Genomic DNA, 17637 nt, shown 5'->3' with positions numbered 1-17637 from the left:
GTTGCACACACACGGGGGAAGGTGGGCGCGGGCATGGAGAAGCTGGGGGCGGGGGATCCGCAGCGGATCGGGGCGTATCGGCTGCTGGCTCGGCTCGGCGCGGGCGGGATGGGGCACGTGTACCTCGCCCGGTCCGACCGGGGACGCACCGTCGCGGTCAAGCTGGTGCGCGAGGAACTCGCGGAGCAGGAGGAGTTCCGGGCCCGCTTCCGGCAGGAGGTGCAGGCCGCGCGACGGGTCGGCGGGTACTGGACCGCCCCGGTGCTCGACGCGGACACCGAGGCCGTGATCCCGTGGCTCGCCACCGGCTACGTCGCCGGGCCGTCCCTGCAGACCGTCGTCGGCCACGACCACGGCGCGCTGCCCGAGCGCTCCGTCCGCATCCTCGCCGCCGGCCTCGCGCACGCACTCCAGGACATCCACGCCGCGGGTCTCATCCACCGCGACCTCAAGCCGTCGAACGTCCTGGTCACCATCGACGGCCCCCGCGTGATCGACTTCGGGATCGCGCGGGCCCTGGAGACGGTGACCGACGGCGGCCTCACCCGCACCGGCGCGCTCGTCGGCTCACCCGGCTTCATGGCCCCCGAGCAGGTCCGCGGCGACCGGGTCACGCCCGCCTGCGACGTGTTCTGCCTCGGCTCGGTCCTCTCGTACGCCGCCACGGGCGCCCTGCCCTTCGGGGCGGCCAACAGCGGGGTGCACGCGATGATGTTCCGCATCGCGCAGGAGGAGCCGGACCTCGAAGGCGTACCCGAGGGGCTCGCCGACCTCGTGCGCGACTGTCTGCGCAAGGACCCCGCCGCCCGGCCGAGCCTCGCCCAGGTGCTGGAGCGCACCGGCGCGGAGGACACCGTCTCGGACGGCCGCACCCGCGACCCGTGGCTGCCGAGCGCGCTGGTGGCCCAGCTCGGCCGGCACGCGGTGCAGCTGCTGGACACCGAGAACCCCGACGACGGGCAGCCGCAGCTGCCCGCCCTGCCGGCCGGAGCGCCTCCCGTGCCGCCGGCGCTGCCCGCCGCGCCGACGCCCGCGCTGCCCGCCGCGCCCCCGGCCCCCGACCTCTCGAAGGCACCGCCCGCACTCCCGCCCGGGCAGCCGGCCACCCCACCCGGTGCTTCGCCCGAGGCCCCGCCGGAGCATGCCCCGGCCGCGGCCGAGGAGGGCGCCACCCCGCCCGCACCCGGGCAGCCCGCCCCGCTCGACCACCTGCCCACGATGGTGGCGGGCGCGGGCCGGACACCCCCTCCGGCCGCCCCGCCGGCCACCGTGCACCCCGCGTACGGCTATCCCCAGCAGCACCCTCAGCAGCATCCGCAGCAGCACCCCCAGCCCACCGGCCCCGCCGCGCCCCACCCCGGGTACGGCTATCCGCAGCAGGGCGGCTGGGGCGGACAGCCGGCTCCGTACGGCTCGACGCCTCCGTACGGGCCGGGCGTCGCCCCGCCGTACGGCCCCGGTGGCGCGACGCCGCCGTACGGACCGGGCGGCGCCACACCCCCGTACGGACCGGGCGTCGCCCCGCTGCCGCCCGAACCCCCGCGCAGAAGCGGCCGGTCCACCGCCCTCCTGATCGTCGTGGCGCTGGTCGTCGCGCTCGGCGCGGGCGGCAGCGTCTACGCGCTGATGAAGGGCACCGGGGGCGACAAGGACCACGACGACGCCAAGGCGTCGGCGTCCGCCTCAGGCGCGCCCACCACGCCGGGCCCGAGCACCACGGAGCCGTCCACGGCCTCCGAGTCGCCCAGCGCGCAGGAGTCGACGGACGGCACCATCCCGGACGAGTTCCTCGGCACCTGGAACACCAGCATCGACAACGCGACGGGACACAACACCCGCCGGCTCACCATCCAGCAGGGCAAGGTCGGGGACACCGTGCTGTCCCTCGTCGCGGACGGCCCGGCCGGCAGCGGCACCTACCACTGCGTCTTCGAGGCCAGGCTCGCCGAGGAGCCCTCCGCGGGCGGCCCTCTGGAGATCAGCGCCTCCGACGTCACCGTCGGAGAGCCGGCCACGTCCTGCTCGCCGGGCGCGGCCTCCGAGGTCACCCTCCTCTCGGACGGCCGGCTGCGCCGCGTGAACAAGGACTCGGGCGAGGCCCTGACGTACACGAAGGGCGGCTGAAAGCACCCCGGGAGGGAGCTCCAACTCGCCTGCTGTGAAACCTCGTCGAAGTTCACCTCGCGTATCCGGGGGTTCCCGGGCCAGGTCGTACCCCGACGATCAGCCGCCGCTGTTCAGCCGTGCCGCCCGGCTGATCACCGTGCTGCTGACGGTGTGCGTCGTCACGCTCGCGCTGATCGTCGTGCTGCGCGACGACAGCCCGCCCCCGATCGGCTGCGAGCGGGGCACCCTCGAGGTCACCGGTTCCACCGCCTTCGAACCGGTGATGCGCGAACTCGCCGAGAAGTACGAGGAGGACTGCGCGGGCGCCACCGTCAGCGTGGACCCGCACGGCAGCACGGCCGGCGTACGCGAACTCGCCGCCGCGGGCGCGAGGTCGGGCAGCGGATCCCCGGCCGTCGTCGCCCTCTCCGACGGCCCCAAGCCGAGCGGTTTTCCGGAGCTGCGCGAGAACCGGGTCGCGGTCTCGGTCTTCGCGCTCGTCGTCAACGACGACATCGGGATCAAGAACCTCTCCCTCGACGACGTACGGCGCCTCTACCGCGGCGAGATCGGGAACTGGAAGCAGCTCGGCGGACCCGACCGGCCCGTCCTGCTGGTCAGTCGTGACGCCGACTCCGGTACCCGGCAGGTCTTCCAGCGGCGCGTGCTCGCGCGGGGCGAGATCGCGAACTCCTCGCTGGACTGCGTCCACAAGGACGATGCGACCGCGCCGGTCGTGCGCTGCGAACTCGACTCCACCGAACAGGTGCTGAGTACGGTCGCCCGGCTGCCAGGGGCGATCGGCTACAGCGAACTCAACAACGCCACCGGCCGCCGTGGCCTGCACCAGCTCACCCTGGACGGCCACACTCCGTCCGTGGAGGCGCTGGAGCACGGCTCCTCGGCGTACCCGTACCGGGAGATCGAGTACGCCTACACGTTCGGCCGGCCGCCCGCAGACTCCCTCGCCTCCAGCTTCCTCTCCTATGTCAGCCGGGGCGGCGGCCAGGACGTGATCCGCACGCACGGGCACCTGCCGTGCGGGACACCGGTGGGACTGCGGATCTGCGGCGAGGGCTGACGGCCGGCACACGCGACACGCACCGGCGACCCCAGCCGGGATCGAGGGGGCCGACGAGGATCGGCGGCCCGCCCGGGCCCGCCCGGGCCCGCCCGGGCCCGCGGGCCCAGCGGGGCTCCGCAGGCCTAGCGGGGCTCCGGAGGCCGCTGCCGCGGCATGTTCGGCCGTGCGCCCGGAGGCAGCGGGCTGCGCCCCGGGGGCACCGCCTCGGTGCGCGGCGCGCCCGACAGCGACGACTGGATCCCCATGGGCGCCGACCCCGTCCGGAACTCGACCATCCAGTCCGCCGTCTCCGCCCGCACCAGCTCCGTGACGTCCTCGCAGAACCGCCGCAGCACGCCGAGACACCGCTCCGCGGCCTCTCCGGCCGTCCCCTCCGTCGGCCCGAGGACCTCCCGCACGCTCTCGGACGCCCAGTCGAACTGGAGGACCTGGAGCCGCCGGTGCACGGCCTGGGCCGTGGCCACGTCCCTTATCCACCCCGAGGTCACCCCGAAGAACCGGTCACCGGCCACGCACGCGACCCCGAGGAGCAGCGCCAGATAGCCCCAGGGGGCGACCCCGCCCACCACCCCGGTGAGATCGAGCAGCGGAGCGGCCGCCCCGGACACGGCCCCGAGAGCCGCCCCGCAGCGCAGCACCCGCGCCCCGCGCCGCTTCCACACACGGTCGGACAGGTACCAGGAGGCCGTGTCGAGTGCGCCGCGCTCCACCCACCGGTACAGCTCGTGGAGCCGCTCCGCGGGTTCGCCCCAGTCCCCCAGCGGGAACGGCCGGCCGGTCAGATCGCCCGGCACCAGCTCGGCCGCCCCGTCGCCCCGCCCGTCCTGGGGCGGCCCCTCGGGCTGCATCTCCGGCTGACTCACCCGGCACTCCCTACTGACGACGGTGACGGCAGTGACGACGGCGTGTGACGTCGTGTGACGCCTGGTGCAAAAGCGCCGGACCCTTCCTACCGCCCAATGGGTGGCGATGGACCGGGTTTCATCGCTTTTCCGCCCGGAAGTGGGTCTTGATCAGGTATAGGACTCCCGACGCTCTCACTCGAAAGAGTGCTTGGGCGACGGGCCGGTCGAGCACGTAGGCTCAAGCTGGACAGGAAAAACGGTCCACTCAGCCGTACTCGAAACCAGGAGCTGATCGTGATTCCCGGTGGTGGCCAGCCCAATATGCAGCAGCTGCTCCAGCAGGCCCAGAAGATGCAGCAGGACCTCGCGAACGCGCAGGAGGAGCTGGCGCGGACGGAGGTCGACGGCCAGGCGGGCGGCGGCCTGGTGAAGGCGACCGTGACGGGCTCCGGTGAGCTCCGCGCCCTGGTGATCGACCCGAAGGCGGTCGACCCCGAGGACACGGAGACGCTCGCCGACCTGATCGTCGCGGCCGTCCAGGCGGCCAACGAGAACGCCCAGACGCTTCAGCAGCAGAAGCTCGGCCCGCTCACCCAGGGCCTCGGCGGCGGCAGCGGCATCCCCGGCCTGCCGTTCTGAGAACCGGGCGTGCCGTTCTGAGGCTCGGCCTGCCTTTCTAAGACGGGCGGCAGCCAACTACCGTACGCACAGGGACGAAGCAGGATTCAGGAACCAGGAAAGGCAGTCCGTTGTACGAAGGCGTGGTCCAGGACCTCATCGACGAACTGGGGCGGCTCCCCGGCGTCGGTCCCAAGAGCGCGCAGCGGATCGCCTTCCACATCCTGCAGGCCGAGCCGACGGACGTGCGGCGCCTCGCGCAGGCCCTCATGGAGGTCAAGGCGAAGGTCCGCTTCTGCGCGACCTGCGGCAACGTGGCGCAGGAAGAGCTGTGCAACATCTGCCGCGACCCGCGCCGCGACACCTCGGTGATCTGTGTGGTCGAGGAGCCCAAGGACGTCGTCGCGATCGAGCGGACACGCGAGTTCCGCGGCAAGTACCACGTGCTGGGCGGCGCGATCAGCCCCATCGAGGGCGTCGGCCCCGACGACCTGCGGATAAGGGAACTGCTGGCCCGTCTCGCCGACGGCACGGTCACGGAACTCATCCTCGCCACCGACCCGAACCTGGAGGGCGAGGCCACGGCCACGTACCTCGCCCGCATGATCAAGCCCATGGGCCTCAAGGTCACCCGCCTGGCCAGCGGCCTCCCGGTGGGTGGCGACCTGGAATACGCGGACGAGGTCACGCTCGGCCGCGCCTTCGAGGGGAGACGACTCCTAGATGTCTGACGCCACGCTGCACGCGACCAGTCAGGACCCCGACGACTTCGTGGTCCAGATCGCGGACCAGGTAGAGAGCTTCCTGGTCGCCGTCACCGAGGTGGCCAAGGGCGACGAGCCGGACTCGGCCGTGCCCTTCCTCCTCCTGGAGGTCTCCCAGCTCCTCCTGGCCGGCGGCCGTCTCGGCGCACACGAGGACATCGTCCCCGAGGAGCGCTACGAGCCCGATCTGGGCCCCGAGCCGGACGTCGACGAGCTCCGCGAGCGCCTCGCCGTGATGCTGGACCCGATCGACGTGTACTCGGAGGTCTTCGACCCGTACGAGCCCCGCAAGGCGCCGGTCGCCTGCCGGATCTCCGACGACCTCGCCGACGTCATCACCGACCTCCGTCACGGCATGGCCCACTACCGCGCCGGCCGCACCACGGAGGCCCTGTGGTGGTGGCAGTTCTCGTACTTCTCCAACTGGGGTTCCACGGCCTCGGCCGCCCTGCGCGCGCTCCAGTCCGTGGTGGCGCACGTGCGCCTGAACCAGCCCCTGGACGACCTGAACGGCCTGGACACCGACCAGGACCTCGGCGACGACGCGCTCGCCGAGGAGGCCGGCAAGGTCATGGTGGAGGAGATCGCGGGCCCGCTGGGCCTGCGCCCAGTCAAGTAGCGACAGCCGCCCGTGACGGCGGCCGCCGGCTGCGACCGCGGCAGGCCACGACGGCAGCCCGCCCGTGCGGGCCGCCGTCGGCGTCGTCACCGCAGCTCCCACAGTCCCTTGCCCAGCGTCGTGACCCCGCCGGCCAGTGCGAGCCCCAGGACCAGGAGCCGGGCCCGTCTCTCGGGCAGCCATCGCGCGAGGGCCCGTCCAGCCAGGGATCCCGCGACCATCCCCGCGACCGCGAGCGCCCACACCGGCGGGCCGAGCCGCGGCACCCCGTTCGCGGCCACCGAGAACGCGTTCACCAGCACCCCGTAGAACTGCGCGTTCGGCACGAACTCCCGTACCGTCCAGCCCGCGTTGACGGCGTACAGGGACACCGGAGGGCCGCCCACCCCGGCCGCCGAGTTCATGAACCCGCCCAGGGCCCCCGCGGCCACCGCGCCCCCGCCGCCGCGCAGGGCGGGCATCTGGGCGCCCCGCATCACGAGCGCCACCGCCACCGTGACCAGCGCACCCATGCAGGCGAGCAGCGCGGGCTCGGGGAGCCGCCGGGCCAGCCAGGTCCCGGCCGGGACGGTGCACGCCGCCGCCGCGCACAGCGGCACCATCGCGCCGAGCCGCACCCGCCGCCAGCCGCCCGCGAGTCCGACCACGCTGATCACGCCCGCCGCGCAGTTCGCGAGGACGACGCCCTCCGCGGGCCCGAGCAGCAGCACCAGCGCGGGCACGGCCACCAGGGCGAAGCCCATGCCGGTGAGCCACTGCACGCCCGACCCCAGCAGCACGATCCCGCCGAGCAGGAGACTGTCCGCCCAACCACCACCCGTCACGCCCGACAGCGTCTTCCCGCGGGCACCGCGCGATCAACACCTGTGCAGGCCGGACGTCGCTCGGGAGGCCCGGACATCGCTCGGGAGGGGTGGACGGGCCGCCGCGGACGGCCGGATCGCCGCCCTCCCGTGTGACACGGGGCACTTTCCGGAGTGGCGCGGCCGGCCCGCGGGCAGGTGCCGTGTCGGAGCGGCCGGACCTGCCCCGCCCGAGGAGCCCTGACGACTCCGTCGGTCCGTTGGTCCGAGTGATCACGTCGTGAGCGGGACATCTCACGATGCGATATCTCGGAGGGGAAATCCGGCCGCTCGTTAAACTGAGCCGACCGCAGTTGTGCGGTGCAGAGACGGATTGAGCGAGGAGCGCACGTGGGCCTTGTCGTGCAGAAGTACGGAGGCTCCTCCGTAGCCGATGCCGAGGGCATCAAGCGCGTCGCCAAGCGGATCGTGGAAGCGAAGAAGAACGGCCACCAGGTGGTCGTCGTCGTTTCCGCGATGGGCGACACGACGGACGAGCTGATCGATCTCGCCGAGCAGGTATCTCCGATGCCCAGCGGACGAGAGTTCGACATGCTGCTGACCGCCGGGGAGCGGATCTCCATGGCCCTGCTGGCGATGGCGATCAAAAACCTGGGCCACAGCGCCCAGAGCTTCACCGGCAGCCAGGCAGGTGTCATCACCGACTCGGTCCACAACAAAGCGCGGATCATCGACGTCACGCCGGGCCGTATCCGTACGGCCCTCGACGAGGGCAACATCGCCATCGTCGCCGGCTTCCAGGGCGTCTCGCAGGACAAGAAGGACATCACCACCCTCGGCCGCGGCGGCTCCGACACGACCGCCGTCGCGCTGGCGGCGGCCCTCGACGCCGAGGTCTGCGAGATCTACACCGACGTGGACGGCGTGTTCACCGCCGACCCGCGCGTGGTCAAGAAGGCCCGGAAGATCGACTGGATCGCCTTCGAGGACATGCTGGAGCTGGCGGCCTCCGGCTCCAAGGTGCTGCTCCACCGCTGTGTGGAGTACGCCCGCCGCTACAACATCCCGATCCACGTGCGCTCGTCCTTCTCCGGACTCCAGGGCACCTGGGTCAGCAACGAGCCGATTCAGCAAGGGGACCGCAAGGTGGAGCAGGCCATCATCTCCGGTGTCGCGCACGACACCTCCGAGGCCAAGATCACGGTGGTCGGCGTTCCGGACAAGCCGGGCGAGGCCGCCGCGATCTTCCGCGCCATCGCCGACGCCGAGATCAACATCGACATGGTCGTGCAGAACGTGTCCGCGGCCTCCACCGGTCTGACGGACATCTCCTTCACCCTCCCCAAGACCGAGGGCCGCAAGGCCATCGACGCCCTGGAGAAGGCGAAGACCGCGATCGGCTTCGACTCCCTGCGCTACGACGACCAGATCGGCAAGATCTCCCTCGTCGGTGCCGGCATGAAGACGAACCCGGGTGTCACGGCCGGCTTCTTCGAGGCGCTGTCCGACGCGGGCGTGAACATCGAGCTGATCTCCACCTCCGAGATCCGCATCTCCGTCGTCACCCGTGCCGACGACGTCCCGGAGGCCGTCCGCGCCGTCCACACCGCCTTCGGACTCGACTCCGACAGCGACGAGGCCGTCGTCTACGGAGGCACCGGCCGCTGATGGCCGGGTCCGTGGGACCCAAGAGGTCCTTGGCGCCGACGCTCGCGGTCGTGGGAGCGACCGGAGCGGTCGGCACGGTCATGCTCCAGATCCTGTCCCAGCACGCGGACATCTGGGGCGAGATCCGCTTGATCGCCTCCCCGCGCTCGGCCGGCCGCAAGCTGGCCGTGCGCGGCGAGGAGGTCGAGGTCGTGGCGCTGTCGGAGGAGGCCTTCGACGGGGTCGACGTCGCCATGTTCGACGTACCGGACGAGGTGGCCGCCCAGTGGGCGCCGATCGCCGCCGCCAAGGGCGCGGTCGTCGTCGACAACTCCGGAGCCTTCCGGATGGACCCGGACGTGCCCCTCGTCGTCCCCGAGGTCAATCCGCACGCCGCGCGCATGCGTCCGCGCGGGATCATCTCCAACCCGAACTGCACCACGCTCTCGATGATCGTGGCGCTGGGTGCGCTGCACGCCGAGTTCGGGCTGCGCGAGCTGGTCGTCTCCAGCTATCAGGCGGTCAGCGGCGCCGGCCGGGCCGGGGTCGAGACCCTGCGCCAGCAGCTGTCGCTCGTCGCCGGTACGGAACTGGGCACCAGCCCCGGTGACGTACGGCGGGCCGTGGGCGACAACACCGGGCCCTTCCCTGAGCCCGTCGCGCTGAACGTGGTGCCGTGGTCCGGGTCCCTCGCCGAGGACGGCTGGTCCTCGGAGGAGATGAAGGTCCGCAACGAGTCCCGGAAGATCCTCGGGCTGCCGGCGCTGAAGGTGGCCGTCACCTGCGTGCGCGTACCCGTCGTCACCACGCACTCACTGACCGTCCACGCCCGCTTCCAGGGCGAGGTCACCGTCGCCAAGGCGCGGGAGATTCTCGCCACAGCGCCGGGGGTCGTGCTGTTCGACGACCCGGCCGCCGGCGAGTTCCCCACTCCCGCCGACGTGGTGGGCACGGACCCGACCTGGGTCGGCCGAGTCCGCCGGGCTCTGGACGATTCGACCGCACTCGAACTGTTTGTGTGCGGGGACAACTTGCGCAAGGGTGCCGCATTGAACACCGCTCAGATCGCCGAGCTGGTGGCGGCGGAGATCATCGGGGCGTAGGTTCTGCCTCCTGGGTGTGTGCGGCTTCCGCAAGGTTCTGCGTCCCCGGCGTCCGGCAGCCGGAATCTCGGTGGCCGTCGGGGGATTCATTTGTAGGATCTGTGTGAGTCCAGTGATCGAAATATGGTCCGGACCACTTGAATCCGCCCCCGTGGGCGTCCGAAGATTTTCCTCCCCGTCCTCCGCAACCGCGCGGAGGGCGGGGAGCGTCTTTGCGGTCGCCATTCAGGGGTGTCCGGGGGCGGCACGGCACATGGGGCATAGGGGAAGAGCTGGTACGCATGAGGGCATTTAGTGCAGTGTCAGGCGCGCTGAGAAGCGTCCCGGCCGGCGGTCCCGCAGGCGTACCAGGGGGTGCTCCGGAGGGTCTGCTTCCGGCCACTGTGCCGACCGACGCGAATGTGACGCCCGTCGCGTACAACCCTGCCGGGGGTACGCGTGTCAAACAGGCGTGGCAGAGGTACTCGACTTCACTGCGGTCCAGACGAGGGGCACAGCCCTGCGTCCACCCCGCCGACTCCGCAGCCCCGGCGCGCCCGGCGGCATGCCGGTGATCGCGCCCATGCCCGCAGCGCGGCCCGCCCGCATACCGAATCAGCGTGACGGCTCCGACGACAGCATGGCCGCCGGTACCACCGTCGACCATCTGACCGAGACCTACCGCGCCCACTACCGGTCGCTCCTCGGCCTCGCGGCGCTCCTGCTCGACGACACCGCCTCCTGCGAGGACGTCGTCCAGGAGGCCTTCATCCGGGTGCACTCGGCGCGCAAACGCGTCCGTGACCCGGAGAAGACGCTCGCCTATCTGCGGCAGACCGTCGTCAACCTGTCGCGCTCCGCGCTGCGCCGGCGCATCCTCGGCCTCAAGCTTCTGTCGAAGCCGATGCCCGACATGGCGAGCGCCGAGGAAGGCGCCTACGACCAGCTGGAGCGCGACGCGCTGATCAAGGCCATGAAGGGGCTCCAGCGCCGTCAGCGCGAGGTCCTGGTCCTGCGCTACTTCGCGGACATGACCGAGGCCCAGGTCGCCGACACGCTCGGTATCTCGCTGGGCTCGGTCAAGGCGTACGGCTCCCGCGGCATCGCCGCGCTCCGCATCGCCATGGAGGCCCCGGCATGAGTGGGCACGACGAGCGGTGGAGCCCCGACGCTGGTCGGCGCCACGAGCACGAGCACAAGCAATCGCACGCTGGGAACGGAACTGTGAACCACGGCCCCGACGGACAGTCCGAGGAACAGACGGGCGGACAGGGACCCGACGGGCTCGGCTCCGACGAACTGGCACTGCGCCGGCTGCTCCACCAGGCCGTCCAGGAGATCGAGCCCACCGACGGCACCCTCGACCACCTGCGTCGTGCCGTTCCGGCCAGGCGGGCCCGCAAGCGGCAGGCCGTCGTCGGCATGGCCGCGGCCGCGCTCTTCATCGGCACGGCCATCCCCGCCTTCGTCCACGTCTCGAACTCCGCCGGATCGAACGCCGACCCGTCCATCGCGGGCAACACCGCGCAGGCACAGGGCGGAACGGGCCAGGGCAAGGGCACGGACGGCCACGAGAAGGCGACGGGCGGCTCCTCCGGCACCTCGAAGGACAAGGGCAAGGAGGGCGGCAAGAGCACGCCCGGCACGGGCAAGAGCACCGGCGGCGGCGCCACCACGGGCGGCGTCGACCCGACGGCCTCGGCCGCGTCCACGCCCGCCTGCACGACCGAGCAGATCGGCGGGGGCACCAGCGCCGTAGGCGTCCCGGACTCCACCGGCGCGGTCTACGGCTCCTTCACCTTCTCGAACATCTCCGCCGCCAGCTGCACGGTCACCGGCGCGGGCACGGTGAACGCGTCCGCCGCGGGCGCCGCGGACCCCGCCAAGGTCGGCGTGTCGACGCATGTGGCGGGCGACGCGGCCACCGGGCTGCCGGACCCGTCCACGGAGGTCGCCTCCCTGGTGCTCCAGCCGGGCGCGACGTACGTGGTGAAGTTCGCCTGGGTGCCCTCGGAGACCTGTCCCACCACCTCGGAGCCCTCACCGGACCCGACGCCCACCGAGGGCGCCGGCGACACCGGCAGCACCGGTGCGACCGACGGTGGCGGCGTCGCGCCGCAGCTCGTCACGGAGGACGGGGTGGCCGACGGCAGCGTCGCGGTGTCCAACACGGCGACGACGGGCGGGGCGACGGCCTCGACGACCGTCTCCAACGCGTGCGCGGGCACCGTCTACCACACAGGCGTCCTGACGTCCTGAGCGACGCGGACGGCGCCTCGCGCAGCCGTCTCCTCGTCCTGCCGCGAGCCGTCCCGTGCTGTGAAGCCCGGTACCCGGGGCTGCCGGGCCGTCCCGGGGCCACCGCCGCGGTGCCGGGCGGTCCGAGGGCCCGGACGGCCGTCCGAAGGACTCAGGCGGTCGTCGACGACGAGGCCGGAGCGCTGCCCCCGGCAGGGACCCCGCCCTCCCCGTCGATCCCGGACTCGATCCCGGACCCGGACTCCGACCCGCTGCCGGCCCCTTCGGGGACGATGCCCAGCTCGGCGTCCCGCGCGAACTCGACCTCGCGGCGCAGCAGCCGGAACCACATGAAGACGACGAAGCCCGCGAAGACGAACCACTCGCCGGTGTAGCCGAGGTTCTGGAACGCCTTCAGGTCCAGGCCGGTGTTCTGCGGAGCCGCCGCGGGCACCGCCTTCATCCCGCCGTCGGCCTTGTCGAGGGTGATCCACGCCTCGTAGACCTTCTTGTACGGCACCAGGTTCACCAACGACGCGGAGCTGATCGCGCCGGTCTGCCCGGCGGGAAGACCACCGGCCGAGCTGACGCCGTTGGACCCGGGGCTCTCGGACGCCTGAAGCGCGCCCGTCACGGTGACCTCGCCCGTCGGCGCGGCCGGCGCCTTCGCCGGGTCCGCGTCACCGGGCAGCCAGCCCCGCACGACCGGCAGCGCACCGCCATCGGTCCGCAGCATGGTCAGGACGTAGTACCCGCGCTCGCCGTCCAGCTCACGGCCGGGCACGAGCAGTTGCCTGCCGTACTGCCCGGTCGCGGTGGCCTGCTTGCCGGACGTCGCCTTGTCCACGGGCAGCAGTTCGGCCAGCGGGCGGGGCGACGAGGTCCCGGCCTCCGCGGCCAGGTCGCTCGCCGTCCGATGGTCCGCGACCCGGTCCTCGAAACGTCCCAGCTGCCATGACCCCATGAAGACGCAGAAGGGGATGGCCAACAGCACGAAGACGTTGATCCCCCACCAGCGGGGCGTCAGCAGGAACCGGTACACGCCTTCCACGGTACGGGGCCCGTGCGCACGGGCGGGCCGCGGGGTCGCCGCCACCGCGCCCGCCGGGCCCCGGCGAACGGGGTTTGTCCACAGGCTGGGGACCGTGTCGGCGAAGACCCCGCCCGGCCAGGCACTATGGGGCCATGACTGAGAGCAGCAGGTCCAAGGAGCAGCAGGCAGCCATGCCCGACTGGGAGAAGCGCTTCAGGGCGCCGCGGGTGTCGCTGCCGGACTGGGCGGAGGACGCCCCGCACCGCTCCCTGTTCGTCTCGAACGCGACGGGGACGTACGAGCTGTACGCCTGGGACCGCGCCACGGGAGAGCAGCGCCAGGTCACCTCGCGGGCGAACGGCACGACGGACGGAGTGCTCTCGCCGGACGGCGAGTGGATCTGGTGGTTCGACGACAAGGACGGCGACGAGTTCGGCATCTGGCGCCGCCGTTCCTTCACCGCCGGAGCCCCCGGGAGCGCCGGCGGTGACCCGCAGGCGCGGGCCGACGAGCCTGCCGTGCCGGGTCTCGACCCCTCGTACCCGGCCGGACTGGCCATCGCCCGCGACGGGCGCACCGCCGTCGTGGGCCGCTCCACGGACGAGGACGGATCCACCATCCACGTGGCGCGCACCGGCGAGACCCCCGTGGAGATCTACCGGCACCGGGAGTCGGCCGGCGTCGGCGACCTCTCGCACGACGGCTCGCTCGTCGCGATCGAGCACACCGAGCACGGCGATGCGATGCACTCGGCGCTGCGCGTCCTGCGCCCGGACGGGTCGACGGTCGCGGAGCTCGACGACACCAAGGGCGGCACGGTCGAGCTGGGCCTGGAGGTGCTCGGCTTCGCCCCGGTCGACGGGGACGGCCGGCTCCTCATCGGGCACCAGCGGCGCGGCCGCTGGGAGCCGCTCGTGTGGGACGTGACCACCGGCGAGGAGACGGACCTCGGCCTCGACCTGCCCGGAGACGTGGCCGCCGAGTGGTATCCGGACGGTTCCGCGCTCCTCGTCGCCCACAGCTTCGAGGCACGCAGCGACCTGTGGCGGTACGACCTCACGTCCCGCGAGCTGACCCGGGTGCCCACCCCGCCCGGCACCGTGTCCGGCGCGACGGCGCGCCCTGACGGCACCGTGGAGTACCTGTGGTCGTCGGCCGCGGAGCCGTCCGTGGTCCGTTCCACGACCGGCGAGGTCGTGCTGGACCCGCCCGGCCTCAAGTCCCCGGGATCGGTGCCCGTGGAGGACGTCTGGGTGGAGGGCCCCGGCGGACGCATCCACGCCCTGATCCAGAAGCCGGCCGGCACCACGGGCCCGCTGCCCACGGTTTTCGACATCCACGGCGGCCCGACCTGGCACGACAGCGACTCGTTCGCGGCGGGCCCGGCAGCCTGGGTCGACCACGGGTACGCGGTCGTCCGGGTCAACTACCGCGGCTCCACGGGCTACGGCCGCGCGTGGACCGACGCCCTCAAGCACCGCGTCGGCCTCATCGAGCTGGAGGACATCGCCGCCGTCCGCGAATGGGCGGTCACCTCGGGCCTCGCGGACCCCGACCGCCTGATCCTCACCGGCGGTTCCTGGGGCGGCTACCTCACCCTCCTCGGCCTCGGCACCCAGCCCGACGCCTGGACCCTCGGCATCGCCGCCGTCCCCGTCGCCGACTACGTCACGGCGTACCACGATGAGATGGAAGCCCTGAAGGCCATGGACCGCACCCTCCTCGGCGGCACCCCGGAGGAGGTCCCCGAACGCTTCGAGGCGTCCTCCCCCCTCACCTACGTCGACGCGGTCAAGGCCCCCGTCTACATCTCCGCGGGCGTCAACGACCCCCGCTGCCCCATCCGCCAGATCGACAACTACGTCACCCGCCTCGCCGCCCGAGACGCCGTCCACGAGGTCTACCGCTACGACGCCGGCCACGGCTCCCTGGTCGTCGACGAACGCATCAAGCAGGTCCGCCTGGAACTGGACTTCGCCCAGCGCCACCTGACGGACTGACGACACCGGTCTCCTCGCCTTGAGCGTCGACGGCTCCCTTCAGCCCGTCCGGCGCTCGAGGACGAGGCCGTCCGGGCCGACGCTGGGGTCTGGGGGCGGCGGCCCCCAGGGCAACGGGACGGGTAGGGGCGAGGGGGCGAACACCCCCGGGGCGGCGCCACCCGCACGGCGCCACCCGCACGGCACCCCGGCAAGCCCGTGAGGGCCCACGGCACTCGGCTCAGCCCGGAGGGGCCTACGTGGACGCCCGCTCCCGCCCCCGCCGCCCCAACAATTCGGCCAGCCCCCGTCGCGTAGCGGCAAGCACCACCCGGTCCTCACCCCGCAGCACGTAATCGGCAGGAAGATCCCACACAAGCCCGGACCCCACCCCGGCCCCCCGCCCGGCCGAGGCCACCCCGGATCCTCCGGATCGCCCGGAGCCGGACCCTGACACGGACCCGGAGCCCCCGGACCCCCCAGACGCTGCACCGCTTCCGGACCCCCCAGAGCCGCGGGACCCCCCAGACCCTCCGGACCCCGCCCTCCCGGCACCGTCGGCCCCCGCCCTCCGGTCCCTCACCCCCGTATCCAGCGCAAGCACCCGCCACGCCCCCGCCCGAAACGCCTCCCCCACGGTCCGCCCCTCCAACTGCGGATGCCCGCCCACATCCACGGCGGCAAAGAGCAGCACCCGCCGCTCGACGGGAATCGCCCCGAGGATCTGCCGCCCCATCATCGCCCCGGCGAACGCGGGCGCCGCCAGATGCGAGACGCTCCGGCTCCGGGTGAGGGCGCCGGGATGCGCGGCCCGCAGCGTGCGGTACACGGCGGTAGCGAAGTCGTCGTCGTACAGCCGCAGCACGACCCGCAGATCCGGCCGCACGGTCCGCGCGTACAACGCGGCCTCCAGGTTCATGGTGTCCACGCTGGTGAGCGCGAGCAGCGCATCGGCGCGGTGAATCTTGGCGGCCTCCAGCACACCCTCCTGGGTGACGTCGCCGAGCACCACGGGCACCCGCAGCCGCCGCGCCAGAGCGAGCCCGCGCGCCTCGGGGTCGGCCTCGACGCACACCACGGGGATGTGCAGCTCCCGCAGGCGCGCCAGCACACGCGTGCCGATCTTGCCGACGCCGAGCAGCACCACGTGCCCGGACAGCCCGCGCGGCGGCCGTCGCAGCGCCGACCCGCTGCGGAACGTACCGAGCGCCTCCAGCACCGCGGCCAGCAGCACGGGCAGCAGCAGCAACCCGACGAGCCCGGAGAAGAGCTGGAGGATCTGCCGCCCCACCGGCTGCCCGACGGCGGGGTCGTTGATGGCGAAGAGGTCGAGCAGGGTCAGATAGGTGGCCCGCAACGGGTGTTCGCCGGTGACCACCATCGACGCGACGGCGAGGCCGACGACACAGGCGACGAGTCCGGCGAACGACCACCGAAGCCGACGGGACAGCAGCGAGCCGAAGGGCACGACACTTCGCCCGGCGGGCAGCGGGGGACCGGAGTACGACACGTTCTCCAGTACGACGGTGGCGCGCCCGGTCGCGGCGGCCACCGCCCTTTCGTCGGGCAGGAGTTGGGGGCCGTGCGCGCCGCTGCCCTCGGAACCGTCGGCGCCGGCCGGGTCGTTGGCGGTCGCGGACAGGAGGGCCAGTGTGCACAGCCCGGGGTCGGCGACCTGTCCGGGCCCCGGGGGCGGCCGTTCGACCGCGCGCAGCATCAACCCGTCGGTCTGGACGACCTTGCTGGTCCCGGCGAGGGCGGTAGCGGCCAGCGCGGGCGCGGCGGTGTCGGCGTCGGACAGCACGGTGACGGTGGCGGTCGCGTCCAGCGTCTCGCCTGCGCCGTCGGCTCCGGCGGCCGCGTCGGCTCCCGCGGTGGCCAGCGCCGACGCCTGGTCGAGGAGGGCCTCGATGTGCTGGCCGAGGCGCCGGTTGTAGAGGCGCAGCACCAGCCGGATGCGCGGGTTGAGCCGCCGGGCGGTGAGCGCGGCCCGGATGTTGGTCTCGTCGTCGTCATAGACGAGCGCGAGCGCGGCGGCCCGCTCGACACCCGCCTCGGTGAGCACGGCCTCGGAGACCTCGGCGGCCTCCAACAGCCGCCCGGAGCCGGCCGGTTCGGCGCCCCGGGTCCCGTTCCCGTTCCCGTCCCCGTTGCCGGAGGCCCGGTTCACGGCGGCGGTCACCCGGTCGAGGAGCGCGGTGGCCCGTGCCCGCCCGACCACGGGTGGCCGCACACTGCGCTGGGTGCTCGGCACGACCAGCGTCACCTGCTCGCCGTACACCCCGCGCAACTCGGCGGCCAGCCGGTGGGCGAGGGCGTCGTCCCCGGCCACGACCATGGGCGCGACGCCGTCGACCGACGCACTCTGAGACGGAAGATTCACGAAGGAGAAGACTGCCCTACCGGGACAGCCGGTTCCACACCACGGGACCGGCGCCCCGGACCGGGCCCGTGGGGGAGTGCTACAGCACGACGATCACGAAGCCTCCGTGGTGGAAGAAGGAGCCCTGGTGGTCGAAGCGGTGATCGAAGCGGAACCCGTGGTGGTCGAACCGATGGTCGAAGCGGTGGTCGAAGCGGTGGTCGAAGCAGCCTCCGCCCCAGCCGCCCCAGCCGTCGCCGCACCGGTCGGTCACCTGGGTGTGGACGGCGGGGGTTGCGGCCATGGCCGTCCCCGTCGTGCCGACCGCGGCGCCCCCGACCGTCAGAAGGCCGACCGCGGCCACCGCGGCCAGACGCCTCGCGCGATGTGCTCGCATGATGGATGCACCTTCCCTCCATCGTCTCGCGCGGTTCTCGGCCGCACGAGATCGACAGCC

Annotated in this window: 14 protein-coding genes and 1 pseudogene; 10 read left to right on the top strand and 5 right to left on the bottom strand. The window is 72.9% G+C overall.

The window, feature by feature from the left end:
- Positions 1–33 precede the first annotated feature (33 nt).
- The gene (locus ABEB03_RS00905; RefSeq protein WP_345639766.1) at positions 34–2124 is read left to right on the top strand and encodes a serine/threonine-protein kinase; all 2091 of its coding nucleotides are present in this window, start codon (positions 34–36) and stop codon (positions 2122–2124) included.
- Between the two features lie 58 nt (positions 2125–2182).
- Positions 2183–3187: pseudogene (locus ABEB03_RS00900) on the top strand (substrate-binding domain-containing protein); the annotation flags it as partial.
- Positions 3188–3312: 125 nt separating this feature from the next.
- On the opposite strand, the gene ABEB03_RS00895 reads toward ABEB03_RS00900, so the two are convergent.
- Positions 3313–4053 carry an SLATT domain-containing protein gene (locus ABEB03_RS00895; protein WP_345639764.1) on the bottom strand — a complete coding sequence of 247 codons (741 nt, stop codon included), beginning with the start codon at positions 4051–4053 and terminating at the stop codon, positions 3313–3315.
- A 276-nt stretch (positions 4054–4329) separates the two neighbouring features.
- On the opposite strand from ABEB03_RS00895, the gene ABEB03_RS00890 reads away from it, so the two are divergent.
- The 3 genes from ABEB03_RS00890 (at position 4330) to ABEB03_RS00880 (ending at position 6036) form a co-directional block, all read left to right on the top strand.
- Entirely contained in the window at positions 4330–4674 is a 345-nt protein-coding gene (locus ABEB03_RS00890; RefSeq protein WP_028799186.1) for a YbaB/EbfC family nucleoid-associated protein, read from the top strand.
- A gap of 110 nt (positions 4675–4784) precedes the next feature.
- Positions 4785–5384 carry a recombination mediator RecR gene (gene recR, locus ABEB03_RS00885; protein WP_345639761.1) on the top strand — a complete coding sequence of 200 codons (600 nt, stop codon included), beginning with the start codon at positions 4785–4787 and terminating at the stop codon, positions 5382–5384.
- Positions 5377–6036 (top strand): DUF5063 domain-containing protein, encoded by a 660-nt coding sequence (locus ABEB03_RS00880; RefSeq protein WP_345639759.1) that lies wholly within the window; start codon positions 5377–5379, stop codon positions 6034–6036. The genes recR and ABEB03_RS00880 overlap by 8 nt, the downstream gene beginning before the upstream one ends.
- 86 nt (positions 6037–6122) lie before the next feature.
- Here ABEB03_RS00880 and ABEB03_RS00875 read toward each other — a convergent pair whose 3' ends face one another.
- Positions 6123–6779, bottom strand: a complete 657-nt coding sequence (locus ABEB03_RS00875; protein WP_425589165.1) for a TSUP family transporter — start codon at positions 6777–6779, stop codon at positions 6123–6125.
- Between the two features lie 450 nt (positions 6780–7229).
- Here ABEB03_RS00875 and ABEB03_RS00870 point away from each other — a divergent pair, with 450 nt between their 5' ends.
- From ABEB03_RS00870 to ABEB03_RS00855, 4 genes are all read left to right on the top strand, one after another.
- Complete coding sequence (locus tag ABEB03_RS00870) at positions 7230–8507, top strand: aspartate kinase (protein ID WP_345639754.1); 1278 nt, start codon at positions 7230–7232, stop codon at positions 8505–8507.
- A complete protein-coding gene (locus ABEB03_RS00865) occupies positions 8507–9589 on the top strand; it encodes an aspartate-semialdehyde dehydrogenase (RefSeq protein WP_345639751.1) in 1083 nt (360 codons plus the stop codon). Before ABEB03_RS00870 ends, ABEB03_RS00865 begins: the two co-directional genes overlap by 1 nt.
- A 451-nt stretch (positions 9590–10040) precedes the next feature.
- Positions 10041–10709, top strand: coding sequence for a SigE family RNA polymerase sigma factor (locus ABEB03_RS00860; protein ID WP_345639749.1), 669 nt, complete (start codon positions 10041–10043; stop codon positions 10707–10709).
- 83 nt (positions 10710–10792) lie between these two features.
- A complete protein-coding gene (locus tag ABEB03_RS00855; RefSeq protein WP_345639746.1) occupies positions 10793–11827 on the top strand; it encodes a hypothetical protein in 1035 nt (344 codons plus the stop codon).
- A gap of 151 nt (positions 11828–11978) precedes the next feature.
- Here ABEB03_RS00855 and ABEB03_RS00850 read toward each other — a convergent pair whose 3' ends face one another.
- Positions 11979–12848, bottom strand: coding sequence for an SURF1 family protein (locus ABEB03_RS00850; RefSeq protein WP_345639743.1), 870 nt, complete (start codon positions 12846–12848; stop codon positions 11979–11981).
- A 143-nt stretch (positions 12849–12991) separates the two neighbouring features.
- Between ABEB03_RS00850 and ABEB03_RS00845 the strand changes: the two genes are divergently transcribed.
- A complete protein-coding gene (locus ABEB03_RS00845; protein WP_345639741.1) occupies positions 12992–14839 on the top strand; it encodes a S9 family peptidase in 1848 nt (615 codons plus the stop codon).
- Between the two features lie 235 nt (positions 14840–15074).
- On the opposite strand, the gene ABEB03_RS00840 is transcribed toward ABEB03_RS00845, so the two are convergent.
- Both ABEB03_RS00840 and ABEB03_RS00835 read right to left on the bottom strand, forming a co-directional pair.
- Positions 15075–17156 (bottom strand): NAD-binding protein, encoded by a 2082-nt coding sequence (locus ABEB03_RS00840; protein ID WP_345640557.1) that lies wholly within the window; start codon positions 17154–17156, stop codon positions 15075–15077.
- 124 nt (positions 17157–17280) lie between these two features.
- A complete protein-coding gene (locus ABEB03_RS00835) occupies positions 17281–17577 on the bottom strand; it encodes a hypothetical protein (protein ID WP_345639739.1) in 297 nt (98 codons plus the stop codon).
- Between the last annotated feature and the right edge of the window lie 60 nt (positions 17578–17637).

The sequence above is a fragment of the Streptomyces siamensis genome (assembly GCF_039543605.1).
In the GTDB taxonomy this organism is placed as follows: Bacteria; Actinomycetota; Actinomycetes; order Streptomycetales; family Streptomycetaceae; genus Streptomyces; species Streptomyces siamensis.
Note: the sequence above shows the minus strand (reverse complement) of the source record. Positions and strands in the feature narration are given on the sequence as shown.